Here is a 17,528-nt window from a genome sequence, read left to right as displayed (position 1 = left end):
GCCCCTGACCAGGAGTTTCTCGCCAGGGGTCATCGCTCTCGTGTCCGACGCCGTCCGGACGTCTCCGGCGGTCCGCGCCGAGTGCGCGCCGAGGTCCGTCGCAGATCATTTCACCGTGTGCGCCTCAGCGACCCGCCTGCGGGACCGCTCTCCCTACCCCACGACGACCTCGGCATAGATCGCGAACAGGACGTCGAACGAGTGCCCCGCCCGCTCCGCCACCTGCGTCGGCGACACGCCTGCAGCAAGCCACGTCGAGACGGCGGCATGGCACAGGTCGTACGCACATGAAGCCGACGGCGACGCGAACTCCTCGTCCGTCAGAGTACGTGCGTCAGAAGTGGGGACTACAGCCAAGACGCAGTGATCCTCCTGCCAGCCCGACGACCTTCAGCCGCGCTCGACGACAACGCCTGAAACGTCCCCGAACCCAGCAGGCTGCGTTCCGTGCAAGCTTGGTCGCGCGCTTCAGCGGGGCCCGGATCCCAGCAGGCAGGCTTCTGATGATCTTCTAGCGAGTTCGAAAGATCCCGCGAGAGGCGATATTCAGGCACCCCAGGGCAGCAGACAACGAGGAGACCATGCCTCGACGGGGACGATTTCCCATCGAAGTCGATCATCTCTCAGCGCTGCACCGAGCAGTAGCGAGACACCAGCACCGTATTCAGATGCCCCTGTGCCCGCCATCGTCCTCCTTGTGCCAGCCCGACGCCGCGAAGGAATGTCCTGCGCCTCGTATGTGGTCGAAGGTCTGAATCGTCGGGCAGACGATCGTCCCTCAGGACTGCCCTGGTGTCCCTTCGCCGCCCACGAACACCCTCGTAAGAAGGTGGCAAGAGGACAAGACCTAGGACTGAGTGGGTCACCATGCATGAGAAGAAGGAGCAGCCGGAGAAGTCCGCTGATCACCACCGTCGCGCGCTGAGCCCGTCCCGACGACCCGACACAAGAGCACCGCGCGCAGCCGGATCCGTCTCACCACAGACGATCACGGTCCTCCAGCGGACCATCGGCAACGCGGCCGTGGCTCGGATGATCGAACAGCGGCGGGAGGCTGCCAGCCCGGACGGACAGCCCGTGCCAGGGTCGCTGGTGCCCGAGGTGCTGCACTCAGCAGGCCTGCCGTTGGCGGAACCGGTACGCGCTGAGATGGAGGAGCGGCTCGGTGCGGACTTCTCCGACGTACGGGTGCACGACGACCGCACTGCCCAGCGGTCCGCCACGGAGATCGGAGCACGTGCTTACACATCCGGACACCATGTGGTGCTCAGGGACGGCGTCGGTGACCGGCACACGCTCGCGCACGAGCTGGTGCACGTGATGCAGCAGCGCCTGGGTCCGGTGTCGGGCACGGACAACGGGTCAGGGCTGAGCGTGTCGGACCCGTCGGACCGGTTCGAGCGCGAGGCGGAGCAGACTGCGCGGCGTGTGACGCCGGGGCGGGCACCCGCACCCGCGCCGGCACCGGCTCAGCCCGCGATGACGGGACAGACAGGCTCGGTTCAGCGGGCGCCGGGGACGGCCGTACAGCGGGTGGCGGGCGAGGACGCCGCACCATCGCAGCAAGGAACGGCCCCGGTCGACCCGCTGAGCGCCTACGAAGCCGCCACGTACCGGCCTGGCGATGCCGGGGCCGTCGGAACCGTCACGCCCGGTGTCCGCTCGGCGGCACTCCAGAAGATCGTGTGGGAGCAGCACTGGGCGCCCATCTCGGCGGTGTGCAAGAAATACCACTACACGATTGCCGTACGTGAGACCGGCGAGTATTCCATCAATCGAATCATGGAAGGGGCCAAGCCCAAGCCGCACACCATCTTGGAGAAGTCCATCAAGGACTCCTCCGTCGAGAAGGAGTACGGTCCCGGGACCGGGAGACCGCAGACCGACCCGGCAATGGTGCTGCGCTGGCTCCATGCCGAGGAGCTGGACGGCTTCGTCGGCCATTGGAGTGGGGCGGGGCTGATCGGGGTGCGCATCGACAATCCGTCAGAGGAGGTCCTGAGCTTAGGGATCGTGCAGCGCGGGGCAGGCGATGCGGAGTACGTGCCGATCTCGGTGCTGGAGCCGGGCGGCGGCAGGGCGTTGACCACCCTGAAAAGGGAGGTTCCGGCCTGGAAGCAGCAGTTGTACACCGGGGACTACGACCTGCACGAGGCATATTCCACGCTGGGCGCCATGGGCGGCGGCGGCCAGATTGCCGAGGCCTCGACCGAGAAGGTCAATCTGCTCAACCGGCTCAACGCCGGGATCGCAGGAAATTCGAGCGAGGCGGTGCGGCGCGGGGGCACGGCCGCCCTGGGGACGCACGGGTTGCACATGGAGAACTCCCCGTACGCCATGTTCCAGCACGGCGACCAGGCCACCTACTGGACGAACCAGATCCTGGAGGCACAGGCGCAACCAGAAGCGTTGCGCCCGGTGGTGGCGAGTCTGGTGCGAGCGGTGGCGACGGAGAGCAACGAACCCATGGGATGGTGCCGCTGGGGCGAGTGGTACGTCACCGACAACCGCGATGAACACGCGGCTCTGCGGGAGAGGTGGGGGCTGGTCCCCCCCAACACCTGGAGCCGCGAAGCGGTGCGACGCGTGGACGCGGACCAGTACAGGACGGCCCGGTACACGACCTGACCTGTCTCGGCAGCGGGTCGTCCCAGGACCATCCCGAGCGTGATCGGGCGGCAGAGCTCCTCTCAATCGCAGCGCGGGAGACGGCTCTGACCTGGTCCGCTGCGTGTTGCCCGGTGCAGGCGACGGGCCGGGCCAGCAGGGACCGATGGTCTTCGTCTGTCGGTGTCGAGGCCGCCGGCTTCGCCAGTCGAGGCGACGGCACCCGCCGCCGCCTCCCCGGAAGCTCGGGCGAGCCGGGCCGACCTCCGCGTCCAGCGGACGGTTCCGGACCCGTCGCGGGTCGTGCGTGCTGAACCCCCGCCGGGTTCGGAAACGGCGGGCGTCCGCCTACGTACGGTCGCGAGCAGGTGGACGCCGAGAGGGGCACGGTGGGGCGGTGGCCGCGGGTGCCCGGGCAGGCTGGGCGGTGGGTCGTCCGCTCGTGCGGCGCAGCAGGCGCGCCTGTTGTGTTGATCGATCCGGCGCGCGCCCTCGGGCCGGCCCCGCCGACCCGTCTCGCGCGCCGGAGGCCCCAGACCGTCGGATCAGGTCAACGCGGCGCGGGCGGCCAGGCCGAGGACGGTGAAGATGAGGCCCCAGGCAATGACGGCGATGACCTGCCAGATCAGGACCTTCTTCCGGTTGAGTCCTGCGCCGATCATGATGAAGGTGGACAGGGCGGTGGCCAGTACGAAGGGACCGAGGAGGCTGGCCACGGGGACGCCGAACTGGTTGACCTTGGCCATCACCTTGTCCCGGCCCCTGCTCTTGGCGGGATCGCGCCGGACCGCGACCTTTCGGGCGGCGGCGCTGCCCAGCTTGGCCGCGATGGCGAGGGCGAGGAGGTTTCCGGCGATCGCGGCGAGTACGGCGAGTACGATCGGCACTCCGGTGAACACCCCGATGAACGAGCCGATCTGTGATTCGAGAAAGGGGACGATACCGATGGCGAACACGGCAACGAATTGCACCAGCGGGTGCAGTCCGCTCACGAACTCGGTCAGGAATGTGGTCACGTTGTCCATGTCGGTCCTTTATTCCAGAGGTAAATCAAGGCAGAGCAGAGTGATCGAATAATCACGCAGCGAGCACGCACAGGTGCACCGGAAGACGGGATTCACCAGCGGTGCTCCAGCGATCGGAGCTGATCTGTTCGAGTCGGCGGCGCGAGTTCGCCCGGTGCGGTTGCCTGTAGGCGCCTCGCCGTCGCCGCAGGCGACACAGCTGGCGCGTGCCAACGGCTTGAACTGCGGCTCACCTACCGGGAGGACGGCGTTGTCGCCGTCGCGGCCGTAGTTCGGCCGGTCGGGCTTCGGTGAGCTGACTGTTGCGCCACGACATGACGTGCTCCTCTCGGATTCGGGTGAGCAGGCACGAGCTGCGCTGACAATGGCCATGGAAAACCGTGACGCTGCGGCACGGTCAAGCGCCGCCACCCGCACCCGGACGTGGCGTATGTCATAGTCGCTCCCGTCGACGGCCCCGCCGAACCGCACCGGCCGGTGAAATCGTGGTGCTCGACCATTTCCAGCAGCCCGTTGAACGGATATCGCGCGGGGCGCCTTTCGGGTTCGACGACGGCATTCGACACACGCCGAACGATGCATCACGAACGGCGGCGTCGCGATTCTGGAATGACACGATCTCGGATCCTTCTGCTGCCCGACGTCGCCGGCCGGAGCGTGGGCGGCGGACGAGTCGTCGGGACCGAGCACCGCGCCGGTGACCGGCGCGGACCGGATCAGCCTGCGGTGCGCACCATCCCGCCTGCTCGCGTCCCCGAGGGTGGGCGCCAGTCGGTCCCGCCCGAACCCGCGATCAGTGTGCCGACAACCACACCAGTTGTTTATTAGGCAAGCCTGTCTTTAGTGTGTGGCCGTGTCCGCAACCCCAGCAGCCTCCCCGGTCGGCGTGTCGGCGCGCGACCTCGACGTCGCCTACGGTCGCGACGTCGTCGTGCACGCCGCGTCGATCTCCCTCGACGCGGGCACCGTCACCGCGTTGATCGGGCCGAACGGCAGCGGCAAGTCCACCCTGCTGCGCGCGCTCGCCCGGCTGCACCCGCCGGTCGCAGGCGACGTCACGTTCGCCGACGGAGCCGAGCTGCGTGCGCTGTCGGGCAAGGACCTCGCCCGGCGGATCACCCTGCTCTCGCAGCACCGGACGGCGCCCGGCGGGCTGTGCGTGCGCGAGTTGGTCGACTTCGGGCGCCATCCGCATCGGTCTCGCTGGGGCGGGCGGGACGACGCGGGCCCGGCGGCGGTCGAGCGGGCGATGGCGCTGACCGGGCTCACCTCGATCGCCGACCGCCCGGTGCAGGCGCTGTCCGGCGGGCAGGCCCAGCGGGTGTGGCTGGCCAGCTGCCTCGCCCAGGACACCGCCCTGCTGCTCCTCGACGAGCCGACGACCTTCCTCGACCTGCGTTATCAGGTGGAGATCCTCGACGTGGTCCGCGACCTCGCCGACGAGCACGGCGTCGGAGTCGGCGTCGTGCTGCACGACCTCGATCAGGCGGGCGCCATCGCAGATCGGCTCGTCCTGCTCGAAGAAGGCCGGATCACGGCCGACGGCACCCCTGGCGACGTGCTCACCACCACGAATCTCACCCGCGCATACGGAATCCGGGTCGACGTCGACGTCGACCCGATCGACGGGCGCATTCACACCAGAGCGGTCGGCCGCTTCAACTGCGCGCACGCCCGTGCCGCCTCGGTCTGACCGCGCCTCACAGCAAGTAGGAGAGAGATGCGCACCACCCGTGTGATCATCGGCCTGTCCCTGGCCGCCGCGTTGTTCGCGGCGGGCTGCGGCACCACCGAGGAGGTCGGTGCCGACCCGGCACCCAGCAGCGGCGATCCGGTCACGGTGGTCGACTCGCGTGGCCAGGAGGTGACGCTCGACGGCCCCGCCGAGCGGGTCGCCGCCACCGAGTGGAACGGCGTCGAACACCTCGTGTCGCTCGGCGTCATGCCGGTCGCGGTGTCCGACGTCGAGGGCTACGGCCAGTGGGTGAGCGCGGCGCCGCTGGACGACACCCCGACCGACATCGGCACCCGTGGCGAGCCGAGCATCGACACGCTCGGGACGCTGAATCTGGACCTCGTGGTCGTCACCGACAGCCTCAACGAAGGCGCTATCGCGCAGATCGAGGCGACGACCCCGGTGATCGTGATCGCGGGCAGCACGGCGGCGGACCCCATCGGATCCATGTTCGAGAGCCTGGACATGGTCGCGGCGGCCACCGGCACCGAATACGAGGCCGCGCAGCTGCGGGCCGGCTTCGACGAGAAGATCGCCGAGGGCACGGCCGCGGTGGCGGAGCTGGGCGCCGCAGGTGACCAGTTCGCCTTCTCCGACGCCTACGTGGACTCCGGCACGGTCAGCATCCGCCCGTTCACCGACGGTGCCCTCGTGCCGGAGGTGCTCGAACAGATCGGGCTGGAGAACGCGTGGCCGATGGAGGGCGATCCGGCGTTCGGCCTCGGACAGGCCGACGTCGAGGGCCTGACCGAGCTGCCGGACGTGCACTTCTGGTACATGGCGAACGACACGCTCGGCGACCCGTACGAGGAGCTTGCGGACAACGCGATCTGGCAGAGCCTCCCGTTCGTCACCAGCGGCAAGGTGCAGCGCTTCCCCGACTCGCTGTGGATGTTCGGCGGTCCCCTGTCCATGGCGCAGTACGTCGACGCGGCCGTCGACGCGATCGAGGAATAACGCCCCAGTGAGCACCTCCGCATCCGGCGCCGCGACGCTCGCTCGTCCGCCTGCGCCGCCGAGGGCCCCGAACCGACGGCGCGGCAGGCTCGCGCTGCTGATCGGCGGCCTCGGCGCGATCATCGTGCTGGGTTCGGCGGTGCACCTCACGCAGGGCACGTCGAGCCTGGACACGCTCGACGTGCTGCGATTGATGTTCGGCGGCGGCAGCGACGACGCCGCCGCGGTCATCGTCGAGTCGCGGCTCCCCCGGCTGCTCGCGGCGATCGTCGTGGGCGTCGCCCTGGGTGTGGCGGGGGCGGTGCTCCAGTCGGTGGCGCGCAACATCATGGCGTCGCCGGACACGCTGGCCGTCAACGCGGGCGCGCATCTCGCGCTCGTCGCCGTCTCGGCGTTCGGCCTCTCGGTGCCGCTGCTCGGCGCGGCGGGCATCGCGTTCGCGGGCGGCCTCGCCGCTGCGGCGCTCGTGCTCGCCCTGTCCGGAACCGGCGGCACCGGGATCGTGCGGCTGGTCCTGGCGGGTACCGCCGCCGCACTCGCGATGGCCGCCGTGACCCGCATTCTTCTGCTGTTGTTCGCACAGGAGACGCGCGGCCTGTTCGCCTGGGGGGCGGGATCACTGGGGCAGAACGGGCTCGGCGGCGTCCAGACGCTCGGGCCGGTGGTCGGCGGGACGCTGCTGCTGCTCCTCGCGATGTCCCGACGGCTGGACCTGGTGCACCTCGGCGACGACCACGCGCGCAGCCTGGGCGTGAACGTGGGGCGGATCCGCTTCGCGGCGATCACGCTGGCGGTGGTGCTGTCGGCCTCGGCGGTGACGCTGACGGGCCCGATCGGCTTCGTCGGGCTGGCCGCCCCCGCGCTGGTCCGACTCCTGGTGAACGTGGTGCCCGGCCTGCATCGGCATGCGGCGCTGATCCCGGTCTCCGCCGCGATGGGCGTCGTGCTGCTGTTGGGCGCCGATGTGCTGCTGCGCGCGGTGATCGGTTCCCAGAGCGCGCTCGAGGTGCCGACGGGCGTGGTGACGACGGTGCTCGGCGGGATCTTCCTGGTGATCCTGGCCCGAGGCGTCCGGATCACGGGCAGGGCGACCGAACCGCCTGCGGCCGGTGCCCGAGGAGGGGTGCAGGCAGGTCGCTTCCGGCTGATCCTCGGGGCGTTGGTGGTCGGGGGCATCGGCGTGCTGGCGGGGTCGGTCCTGTTGGGCGACACAAATCTGCTGCTCGGTGACGTGGTCAACTGGGTGACCGGCCAGGCGGGTCCGATCGTCACGAACGTGATGGAGAACCGGGCGCCGAGGGTGGCGGCCGCGTTCCTGGCGGGCGCGTCGCTGGCGCTGGCGGGAGCGGTCATCCAGGCGGTGGCCCGAAATCCGCTGGCGGAGCCCGGCATCATCGGCGTCGCGGGCGGCGCGGGGCTCGGCGCGATCACCATGATCACGCTCGTGCCCGCCGTCGGATTCTGGGCCCAGGCGGGCGCCGCGGGCGCGGGCGCCGCCCTGGCGACGACCGTGGTGTTCGTGATGGCGGCGAAGGGCGGCTTCGCCAGCGAACGTCTCGTGTTGATCGGCTTCGGCGTGCAGGCGGTCACCCAGGCGCTGATCACCCTGCTGATCACCCTGACCGACCCGTGGAACGAGACCAAGGCGCTGACGTGGCTGGCAGGCTCGACCTACGGCCGGTCGTTCGAGCACCTCGTGCCGATGGTGCTGGCCGTGCTGCTGGTGGTCCCGCTGCTGATCCGGGCCCGAGGCGAACTGGACCTGCTGTCTCTCGACGACGAGACCCCTCGGGTGCTGGGCGTGCCCGTCTCCCGCTCCCGGCTGCTGCTGATGGTGGGCGGGGTGCTGCTCACCGGTGCGGCGGTCGCGGGCGTGGGCGTGATCGCCTTCGTCGGACTGGTCGCGCCGCACGCGACCCGCGCCATCGTGGGTCGTCGACATGCCAGAGCGCTCCCGGTGGCGGCACTGCTCGGCGGCATCCTGGTGTGCGCGGCCGACACCATCGGGCGCACCGTCATCGCTCCGGGGCAGCTCCCGGCTGGCCTGATGACGGCGATCATCGGCGCGCCCTATTTCATCTGGCTGCTGTATCGAAGCCGGGTGCGGGCGGGGTAGGCCGGGAATTCGGCTTCCTCTGGCGGCTTCCGCACGGTCGCCTTCGCCGGACCGCGGCGGGAGACAGGGTTGATCACGCTGACTCCTGCCGCTCGCCCGCGTGACTGAAACGGATGAGCACCCGGTGCCGTCGGCGGCGGCGTACACCCGATCACACCTTCTCGACCGTCCGGAACAGTACGAGATCGCCTGCGCGGACACCGACCGCCGATCAACCCGTGTGCGGACGACCGGTCCCGAGCAGTCTCGATGGTCACGTCCGTCCGGACGTCACTCCGGCACCCTCGCCACCAGTTCGCGGAGCCGGGCGAAGCCGGTGGGCTCCGCCGAGGCCGCCCCGTATCGCACGATGCCGGGGCGGGCGAACCGTTGCGCGATCCTGGCGAGCAGCACGGGATCGGCGTCGACCGCGATCTGGTTGAGCACCACGCGGCCGAGGGTGAAGCCGCCCTCGTCGAGCGCGTCGGCGGCCCGCTCCGTCTCCGCGAGCACCATGCGTCGCGGGACCAGTACCAGTCTGACCTCGGCATCGTCGCGCAGTCGGTCGGCGGCCTCCGTCAGGCGACGACGCCGCCGGTGCAGGCGCTCCAGCAACGGGTCCGGCTCGGACTCCGGCCCGCCGACGACGGCCTCCGCGAAGCGATCGGCGGCCACCACCCGCTCTCGTCGGCGCGTCAGGCCGTGAATCCACGGTGCCAGCAGCGACGGCAGGGCGATCATCCGGAGCAGGTGTCCGGTGGGGGCGCTGTCCACGATCAGCCGATCCCACTTCGCGGGCACCTCCGCCAGATACCCGGTCAGCAGGTCGATCAGTGCCGATTCGGTCATCCCCGGCCCCGCCGAGGCATGGTCGAGGTGCCGCCGCACGGCGGGCATGATCGCGCGCGGCAGCGCCGCCGCCGCGTCGTCCTCGACCTGACGCACGCGGCGACGCACCGCCGCGTCCGCGTCGGGTTCGGCGGCCCAGAGGCCCTCGGCGATCCGTCGTGGCCGGTCGGCGAGGCGCGTCTCGAAGGCGTCGCCCAACGAGTGGGCGGGGTCGGTGGACACGACGAGGGTGCGGTGCCCCGCGTCGGCGGCGGCCAGCGCGTGCGCGGCGGCCATCGTCGTCTTGCCCACTCCCCCCTTCCCCGCGAAGAAGGTGATCGGGCGGGTCAACAGCATCCTCCCGGTCCGTCGTACTCGTCCCGTCCCATCCGACGGTGCCACTCATGCAGATCCGCCAGCACGAACGGCACCAGCTCGAGCGTCTCGTAGGCGACCGGGCTGTCCACGCCGAGCGTGTCGAGCAGCATCAGGGCCCGCAGCGTGTCCTGCTGGTCCCGCGCCTCCCGCCGCAACGTCGACCGCCACCGGGCGGTGAACCAGGCCTCGTGGAACTCGGCCGCCGCCCGGAGCCCCGCCCTGATCCGGCCGACCGGCTTGGGCACCGGTCGGCTCGGATCTGGCGACGCGGCATCCGTCACGGTTCGTCGGTCTCCCCTGCGACGCGCCGGGTCGATCCGGTCTCGGTCGCTCCACCGGTGGCAGTGGGCGCGGTCCCGTCTCCGAGTCCCTCGGCAGCATCGGTGTCGGTGTCGGTGTCGGTGTCGGGAAGGTCGCGCTCGGCCCAGGCCGCCCGCAGGGCCAGGGTGGCCTCCACGATCAACCAGAGCGCCAGCACGAAGATGATCGCGTCGAGCGGCGCGAGCAGCCACTCCCCGGCGCGGACGAACTCGATGAGGTTGATGATCAACGCCCAGGACGTCATGACCAGCAGGAACACCAGCGGTATGAGGACGGCCACCGGGTTGCGTCGTCGTTTGGTGACCCAGACGGCGATGACGGCGAGCGCGAGTCCGGCGGTGAGCTGGTTGGTGGTGCCGAACAGCTGCCACAGCGTGCCGAAGGCGAGGTCGCCGGGCGCCAGCGCCAGGGTCAGCGGCACCACGACGGCGATCATCGAGGACCAGGTGAGGCTGCGGGCCAGCGGACGGAACCGGACGACCTCGGCGATCTCCTGCACGATGTAGCGCTGGAGACGGACCCCGGTGTCCATGGTGGTCGCGGCGAAGCTGATCACCACGACGGCAGCGAAGACGACGCCGACCTCCAGCGGGATGCCGAGGTTGGCGGCGAAGTTGGCGACGCCGTTGACGAAGTTGCCGGTGGCACCGCCGGAGGCGGTCGAGAAGTCGGAGAACAGCACGTTCCAGTCCGCCGTCGTGGCGGCGATCCCGGCGGTGCAGGCCAGGATCGAACAGACCGCGAGGCCGCCCTCGCCGAGTGCCGAGGTGTATCCGACGAACCGGGCGTCGGTCTCCTTGTCAATCTGTTTCGCCGTCGTGCCGGACGCGACGAGACTGTGGAATCCGGAGATCGCGCCGCAGGCGATCGTCACGAACAGCAGCGGGAACCACGACGGCGAGTCGGCGGGCACGTCGTTGACCACCGGGGCGACGATGCGGTTCAGGCCGACGCCCATGCCCACCAGGATGACCGCCAGGGCCAGCAGCATCTGGTGCTGGTTGATGTAGTCACGAGGTTGAAGCAGCATCCACACCGGGAGCCGGGACGCGGCGAAGGCGTACAGGAAGATCAGAATGATCCACAGGGTGCGCGGGTCCGTGCCCAGTGCCGAGGCCAGCGGGTCGAGAGAGATCGGAACCAGCAGCCCGAGCGGGATGGTCGCATAGAGCACCACCAACGCGATGATCGAGGGCACGAGCGCGGCGGTCCTGGTCCGGTAGATGTACTGGCCGACCCCGATCGCCAACGGGATCTGCACCAGGACCGGCAGCACCGAGGCAGGGTTGGCGATGAACAGATTCGCCATGACCACGGAGAAGACCGCGTTCACCAGGGTGAGCAGGAAGAAGATGATCAGCAGGAACAGCCCTCTGGCGCGTTTGCTGATCACCTCCCCTGCGAGCGCCCCGATACTGCGGGCGCGGTGTCGCACGGAGATCACCAGCGCGCCGAAGTCGTGCACACCTGCGGCGAAGACGGAACCGACCACGACCCAGATCAGCGCGGGTCCCCAGCCCCAGTAGACGGCGACGGCGGGGCCGACGATCGGGGCGGCGCCTGCCACCGAGATGAAGTGATGACTGAAGACGATGTGCCGGTTGGTGGGGACGAAGTCGATTCCGTCGTTGAAGCGGTGGGCCGGTGTCACGTACAGGGGATCGAGCACGTAGACGCGGCGGGCGAGATACGCCGAGTAATAGCGGTAGGCCACCACGAATATCGCGATGACGGCGAGCATGACCACGATCGCGGGCATCCGCAGCGACCCCCTTCTCCGTACCGTCGCCGGGAGAACTCCGTTGCCCGCCCGACAGGCGTACCAGAAGCTACCTAACGATCGGCCGCTTGATAAGGAGCAAACGGCAGGATCGTTGACACCGGACACGCTCGCCGTGGACGGTGGGACACTGGGAGGCGTGGCATGAAGGATTTCGCTCGGCGATGGGAACGCGCGGCGACCGGCGAACTCTGCTGGCTCGGAGCGGACGGTCCCACGGGTGTCCCGGTGGTGCCGTTGACGCGGGAGGGCCGGCCCTGCGTCGCGTTCCCGCTCTCTCGACTATCCGAAGTGGACGACGTCGAAGGCCGGTTCGCCGCGTTCTGCGTTCCCGGCCGACCCGACCAGGACGGCCGAGCAGGGCCGGGGATGGTCGCGGTCGGGCGAGTGCGCGTCGACCATGATCTGGCAGGCTCCGTCTATCAGGAACAGCTGTTGCACCAGGAGCTGGTCAAATACCCGCCGACGCGGCTGCGGGCGGACAGCATGCTCTCCCGCCGGGAGAACTGGTGGTGGGTGGCGCGGGCGATCGTCGGCCTCGACGGCGACGTCGAGGTGCGCGAGCTGCCGCCCCGGCTCACCCCGGACGACGCCGTGCTGGTGCGCGAGGCCGATGCCGAGGGGCGGGCGCCCAGGGTGGACGTCGTGTCCGCGCGAGACTGGTCGACAAGGGCGGGCGACGGCGTCGCACTGCTGCTGCCCGAGAACTGCCCGCCGGGATCGGGCGAACAGGCGTACGCATTCGGCCACCGGCACAGCCCCGACTACGAACGGTGGGAGCGCTGGCATCGGTCCGGGCCGTTGACCGGCCGCCGGCTGCGGGTGGAGCACGCGGCGGGCGCGCCCGCCGAGACGGTGCGCCCCCACGGCATCCTGGGCCGCTTCCAGAGTCACCGCGCGCTGGCGCGGGACTGCCGGGCGGGCGTGGCGGAATTGGAGAGCAGACTCGGCGTGTCGGGTTGAGGGTCCTCGATGCGGCCGTCCGCCGCCGGCCGGGCTCGGCCCCGCTCGCTCGGAACCGGCCCGCCTCGGCGGTGGCTCAGCGGAACTCGTCGGCGTGCGCTCGGGCCCACTGCATGAAGGTGGTCGCCGAGCCGACGACGTCGATGACGGTGGAGGCGGCCTCCTGCGGTGCGTCGACGCCGTCGGCGAGGATGTCCAGGTACCACTCGGCGGAATCGCCCATCGACGGCGTGAGCTGCTCGACGGCCTCGGCGCGGGTCACGGTGCGGTAGGGGATGTCGCGGCCGAGGGCTGTGGCGAGTCGTGCCGCCGCGTCCGCTCGGGTGAGGGTCTCCGGTCCGGTCAAGCTGAGCGCGGACCCCACGAGGTCGTCCTGGTCAGGGCGGCTGCCGCGACCGGGCCACGTCCGCCATCGCGATCGGCGAACTGGCGGCGGACGGATACGCGTCGCGGATCTCCCCGGTGAGACGGATCTGGTCGACCCACATGGTGAAGTTCTCCATGAAGTCGGCGGGCCACAGGTGCGTCCACTCGACCTGATCCCCGCTCACGACTCCAGGGGGATCACAGACAGGCTCTCCGGCCGTTCACCGAGCGTCCCCGGCCTTCTCGGTCCCCGATAGGATCCCCCGATGGCTTCCCCGGTGACGACCGATCCTGAGGTGAGCGAGGCGCTGCAGGTGCTGCGCCGGGTCTTCGGCTACGACTCCTTCCGAGGCGACCAGGCGGAGATCATCGATCACGTCGTGGGCGGCGGCGACGCCCTCGTGCTGATGCCTACCGGCGGCGGCAAGTCGCTCTGCTATCAGATCCCGGCGCTGGTCCGCGAGGGTGTGGGCATCGTCGTCTCCCCCCTCATCGCGCTGATGCAGGACCAGGTCGACGCGCTGCGGGCGCTCGGGGTGCGCGCGGGCTTCCTCAACTCCAGCCAGGACTTCGACGAGCGACGCGAGGTCGAGTCGGCCTTCCTCGCGGGTGAACTGGACCTGCTGTATCTGGCGCCGGAGCGGCTCACCGTCGAGTCGACGCTGCGGCTGCTCGACCGGGGCACGATCTCGCTGTTCGCCATCGACGAGGCGCACTGCGTCGCGCAGTGGGGGCACGACTTCCGCCCGCACTACCTCGAACTGTCGATGCTGCACGAGCGCTGGCCGGACGTGCCCAGGATCGCGTTGACCGCGACGGCGACGGAGGCCACGCACACCGAGATCGCCGCGCGACTGAACCTCGGCGAGGCCCGGCACTTCGTCGCCAGCTTCGACCGCCCCAACATCCAGTACCGCATCGGGTTGAAGAACCGGGCCCAGCAGCAGCTGCTCGAACTGCTGCGCACCGAACACGCCGATGATGCGGGCATCGTCTACTGCCTGTCGCGCAACTCCGTCGAGAAGACGGCCCAGTTCCTGGTGGACAACGGGTTTTCGGCCGTGCCCTATCACGCGAAGCTCGATCCGGCGGTCCGCGCGGCGAACCAGGCGCGGTTCCTGCGGGAGGACGGGGTGATCGTGGTCGCCACCATCGCCTTCGGCATGGGCATCGACAAGCCGGACGTGCGGTTCGTCGCCCACCTCGATCTGCCGAAGTCCGTCGAGGGCTACTACCAGGAGACCGGCCGGGCCGGGCGGGACGGGCTGCCGTCCACGGCGTGGATGGCCTATGGACTCCAGGACGTCATGCAGCAGCGCAGCATGATCGACTCCTCGGAGGGCGACGCGGCCCATCGCCGCAAGCTCGCCACCCACCTGGACGCGATGCTGGCGCTCTGCGAGACGGTGGCCTGTCGCCGGGTCCAACTGCTCGCCTACTTCGGCCAGCAGAGCGCGCCCTGCGGCAACTGCGACACCTGCCTGACGCCGCCGGAGTCCTGGGACGGCACGATCCCCGCGCAGAAGGTCCTCTCCACGGTGTACCGGCTGGACCGCGAACGTGATCAGCGCTTCGGCGCGGGCCACGTCATCGACATCCTGCTGGGCAGGCGGACGCCCAAGGTCGAACAGCACGGCCACGACTCGCTGAAGGTCTTCGGCGTCGGCACCGAACTGCGGGACACCGAGTGGAGCGGCGTGGTGCGCCAACTCCTGGCCCAGGGACTGCTGACGGTGACCGGCGACTATCACGTGCTGGTGCTCACCGAGGCCAGCGACGCGGTGCTGGCCCGGCAGCGCGAGGTCCGGCTCCGCCGCGAGCCGGAGCGGGCCGCGCGCGCCGCCAAGCCGGCCAGGAGTCGCAAGGGGGCGCCCGCGGCCGACCTCGCCGCCGAGGCGGTCCCGGTCTTCGAGCGGCTGCGGGCCTGGCGGTCGGCCGCTGCGAAGGAACAGGGTGTACCGGCCTATGTGATCTTCCACGACGCGACGCTCCGCGAGATCGCCTCCCGCGAGCCGTCGACCCTGGGCGAGCTGGGCACGGTCAGCGGCGTCGGCGAGAACAAGCTGGCGAAGTACGGCCAGCAGATCCTGGACACGCTCACATCGTGAGCCGCAGGCGGCCGTGCCGCCGAAGTCCGAGCCACGGGTCCGACGTCGCGGCGGTCGCACGCGAGCACGACCGCCGCGACTCGTCCGGCCCGACGGCGGGCCGGGTCACGGCCGACGGTCGGGGAGCACGTGCGCCGGAGTCTCGCCGAGGATGCGCAGGCCGACCCCGGCCAGCACGGCCGCGCGACGATCCTGCTCCGCCTGCGTCGTGGCACGGGAGGCGAACAGCCGGTAACAGCTCTTCTCAATCAACCAGATCAACGACTCGGCCAGTTCGGCCGATGTCTCCTCGGTCGTCACGAGCAGCCCTGCTGAGCGCCGACGATCGATCCACTCCGCGATGAAACCGATGAGTCCGCTCATCGTCTGCTGCCACTGCCGTTGGACGTCGAGATCCTCCGCCGCCTCGAAGCCCCGACGCAGGACGACCGTGTTCTCCTGCCAAGACCGGACCGTCTGGTCCACGATCGATCGCACCTCCGCGGTGATCGCCGAGGCCTCCACGCTCGCGAGAAGCGGGAAGTCGTCCGGACAGTGGTATCGAGTCCGCGCCAACAACGCGCAGAAGATCTGTGCCTTGGAATCGAAGTAGAAATACAGGCTCGGCCGCGAGATCCCCGCACCTTTCGCGATGTCGCCGATGCTGATCGAACGCAGCGAGGCATTGACCAGCAATCCGGTGAGGCTGGCCAGGATCGCACGTTCTCGACGGTCGCCTCGCTCGAATGGAGCAGCGGTCGCCCGGCTCGACCGACGGGATGATCGCTCAAGAGGCATTCGGCCATGGTATCTGCCTGCAGGGCCGTCCGACCAGCACGGTCATCCGCCATGTCAGGGTCCGGGGCGCCGCGTCGGGGGCTCGACGAGACCCGGTCGATTCGGCAGTCCCGCCGATTCTTCCGAGCCGCAGGGCGAATGTTGAGGAAGTAGTCATTCACTTATTCGACATTCACTCCAATCCCACTGGCAATGAATTCGTCGACAGCCTTCACGACCAGGCAGATTCAGCCCGATCACCGCACCTGGTCGTCGACCTGATCGTCTACCGGGCGGACGGGGAGACCCGCGAGGACGTCGGTCCGTGTCGCCTGCACCAGACCCGCCCGCCGATCTGCTTGGGCGGGCGGGCTCGTCAGGTCAGGCATGCCCCCGGCGCAGGGAGTACCAGTGTCGTCTGACGGGTCGCTCCACCGGCATGGCATGCGCCCGTCGCGCACGCCGCGACCGCAATCCGCTGTCGACGCCTGCTCCCGCATCCATTCCGGCGGACTGCCCGGCGGCATGCGGTTCCGCCGGACGTTCTGCGGCCGAGCTCGCCTGCGTCGAGGCCGCTCGTGCGGGCCCCGCCTTCTGCTGTCCGCGTTGCTCGGTCGCCTCCTTCGCCCCTGCGGCCTCGGCTGCCTTCCGCCGGTCCCGGCCCGCGAGCAGAATGCTCTCGCGAATCCGCTGCTCGGCGAGGTACGCCCCCGGGTCGTAGTGCCTGCCCGGCCGGGTCGCCTCCCGACGGGCCTCGAGTGAGGCCCTGAAGTCGTCGAGTTCACTCATGATGTGATCCCCCGTCTGTCGAACCCGCGCCGTGACACGGGGTGGTGATCGCGCTGGATCGGCTCTCGCCAGGCGGCGCGCCGCCGTCCTTGATCAGAGTGCGTCCGATCTCGATCAGCCGGACAGGGCCGAAAGCCCTTGCTCAGGCGCCGGAAGACCCTGATCGTTCCGACGCCGGGCCGGAGATCGCCGATCGTCAGTCCCAGGGCGCTGATCGGCCGGGTACGAAGCCGGGCGGGTCGGCGTCGATCACCGGTTCGCCTCCGCCACGAGCTGCGAGCCGGTCGTGTCCTCCGCCATGCCGGGCGGGATGACGATCACCGGGCAGTGCGCATGCCGGATGCACGCCGCACTCACCGACCCGACGAGCGACGCATAGGCTCGGCCGTGGCCGTGGCTGCCCAGGACCAGCACCGCCGCGTCGCGGGCCGCCTCCAGCAGGACGGTGGCGGGCGGGCCCTCGATGACCTCCTGCCGGATGTCGACGTCGTCGAGTGCGACGGCCGAGCCCGGCGACGGGCCCGCAGCCGAGGAGCCCGAGCCCCCAGCGCTCGTCACGGTCTCCGTCGCCTCGGCCACCACCTGACGCAGTCGCTCGACGTGGTCCTGTCGGACGTCGCCGGGGTCCACCAGCACCGTCGCCGGGCCCGCGGCCATCGGCACGAAGTGCCAGGCGCTGACGGCGTGGATCGGCCGACGGTGCGCCTCGTTCTGGGCCAGCACCCAGGCGAGGGCGGCGACGCTGGTCGGCGAGCCGTCCACGCCGACGACGATCGGCCTGTTCCCTTCGAACCGGTCAGACGCCTGTTCACTCATCGTC

At 70.1% G+C, this 17,528-nt stretch carries 15 protein-coding genes; 6 read left to right on the top strand and 9 right to left on the bottom strand.

The genetic code is table 11. The features are described from left to right. The first annotated feature begins 867 nt into the window (after positions 1–867). Positions 868–2,628 (top strand): eCIS core domain-containing protein, encoded by a 1,761-nt coding sequence (locus UA74_RS10660; protein ID WP_083683099.1) that lies wholly within the window; start codon positions 868–870, stop codon positions 2,626–2,628. 524 nt (positions 2,629–3,152) lie between these two features. On the opposite strand, the gene UA74_RS10655 is transcribed toward UA74_RS10660, so the two are convergent. Then, entirely contained in the window at positions 3,153–3,632 is a 480-nt protein-coding gene (locus UA74_RS10655; RefSeq protein WP_075740096.1) for a hypothetical protein, read from the bottom strand. A gap of 853 nt (positions 3,633–4,485) precedes the next feature. Between UA74_RS10655 and UA74_RS10650 the strand changes: the two genes are divergently transcribed. From UA74_RS10650 to UA74_RS10640, 3 genes are read left to right on the top strand one after another with little or no spacing between them, the layout of a single operon-like run. Beyond that, positions 4,486–5,325, top strand: a complete 840-nt coding sequence (locus UA74_RS10650) for an ABC transporter ATP-binding protein (protein WP_075743653.1) — start codon at positions 4,486–4,488, stop codon at positions 5,323–5,325. Between the two features lie 27 nt (positions 5,326–5,352). Further along, positions 5,353–6,324: an ABC transporter substrate-binding protein gene (locus UA74_RS10645; RefSeq protein ID WP_075740095.1), complete on the top strand. Its 972-nt coding sequence runs from the start codon at positions 5,353–5,355 to the stop codon at positions 6,322–6,324. 7 nt (positions 6,325–6,331) lie between these two features. Further along, positions 6,332–8,440, top strand: coding sequence for an iron ABC transporter permease (locus UA74_RS10640; protein ID WP_075740094.1), 2,109 nt, complete (start codon positions 6,332–6,334; stop codon positions 8,438–8,440). A 270-nt stretch (positions 8,441–8,710) separates the two neighbouring features. Here UA74_RS10640 and UA74_RS10635 read toward each other — a convergent pair whose 3' ends face one another. The 3 genes from UA74_RS10635 to UA74_RS10625 are packed head-to-tail and all read right to left on the bottom strand — an operon-like array spanning position 8,711 to position 11,705. After that, positions 8,711–9,604, bottom strand: a complete 894-nt coding sequence (locus UA74_RS10635; protein WP_075740093.1) for an ArsA family ATPase — start codon at positions 9,602–9,604, stop codon at positions 8,711–8,713. Then, the gene (locus UA74_RS10630; RefSeq protein WP_232237714.1) at positions 9,595–9,906 is read right to left on the bottom strand and encodes a cory-CC-star protein; all 312 of its coding nucleotides are present in this window, start codon (positions 9,904–9,906) and stop codon (positions 9,595–9,597) included. Before UA74_RS10630 ends, UA74_RS10635 begins: the two co-directional genes overlap by 10 nt. Beyond that, a complete protein-coding gene (locus UA74_RS10625; RefSeq protein ID WP_075740092.1) occupies positions 9,903–11,705 on the bottom strand; it encodes a carbon starvation CstA family protein in 1,803 nt (600 codons plus the stop codon). Before UA74_RS10625 ends, UA74_RS10630 begins: the two co-directional genes overlap by 4 nt. 165 nt (positions 11,706–11,870) lie before the next feature. Here UA74_RS10625 and UA74_RS10620 point away from each other — a divergent pair, with 165 nt between their 5' ends. Then, on the top strand, positions 11,871–12,689 hold the full coding sequence (locus UA74_RS10620) for a hypothetical protein (protein WP_075740091.1): 819 nt from the start codon (positions 11,871–11,873) through the stop codon (positions 12,687–12,689). A gap of 76 nt (positions 12,690–12,765) precedes the next feature. Here the strand turns inward: UA74_RS10620 and UA74_RS10615 are convergent, their stop codons facing one another. Together UA74_RS10615 and UA74_RS31690 are read right to left on the bottom strand one after the other, a co-directional pair. Further along, positions 12,766–13,053 (bottom strand): hypothetical protein, encoded by a 288-nt coding sequence (locus UA74_RS10615; RefSeq protein WP_075740090.1) that lies wholly within the window; start codon positions 13,051–13,053, stop codon positions 12,766–12,768. 13 nt (positions 13,054–13,066) lie between these two features. Then, positions 13,067–13,240 carry a Rossmann-fold NAD(P)-binding domain-containing protein gene (locus UA74_RS31690; RefSeq protein WP_157434102.1) on the bottom strand — a complete coding sequence of 58 codons (174 nt, stop codon included), beginning with the start codon at positions 13,238–13,240 and terminating at the stop codon, positions 13,067–13,069. A gap of 81 nt (positions 13,241–13,321) precedes the next feature. Between UA74_RS31690 and recQ the strand changes: the two genes are divergently transcribed. After that, entirely contained in the window at positions 13,322–15,163 is a 1,842-nt protein-coding gene (gene recQ, locus UA74_RS10610; RefSeq protein WP_075740089.1) for a DNA helicase RecQ, read from the top strand. Between the two features lie 105 nt (positions 15,164–15,268). Here recQ and UA74_RS10605 read toward each other — a convergent pair whose 3' ends face one another. The 3 genes from UA74_RS10605 to UA74_RS10595 all read right to left on the bottom strand — a co-directional run bounded on the left by UA74_RS10605 (position 15,269) and on the right by UA74_RS10595 (position 17,524). Next, a complete protein-coding gene (locus UA74_RS10605; protein ID WP_075740088.1) occupies positions 15,269–15,838 on the bottom strand; it encodes a TetR/AcrR family transcriptional regulator in 570 nt (189 codons plus the stop codon). A 462-nt stretch (positions 15,839–16,300) separates the two neighbouring features. After that, positions 16,301–16,708: a hypothetical protein gene (locus tag UA74_RS10600; RefSeq protein WP_075740087.1), complete on the bottom strand. Its 408-nt coding sequence runs from the start codon at positions 16,706–16,708 to the stop codon at positions 16,301–16,303. A 249-nt stretch (positions 16,709–16,957) separates the two neighbouring features. After that, positions 16,958–17,524: a universal stress protein gene (locus tag UA74_RS10595; RefSeq protein ID WP_198042986.1), complete on the bottom strand. Its 567-nt coding sequence runs from the start codon at positions 17,522–17,524 to the stop codon at positions 16,958–16,960. Positions 17,525–17,528 lie beyond the last annotated feature (4 nt).

It is taken from the genome of Actinoalloteichus fjordicus, from assembly GCF_001941625.1.
GTDB lineage: Bacteria > Actinomycetota > Actinomycetes > Mycobacteriales > Pseudonocardiaceae > Actinoalloteichus_A > Actinoalloteichus_A fjordicus.
This window is presented reverse-complemented; position numbering and strand designations above follow the sequence as displayed.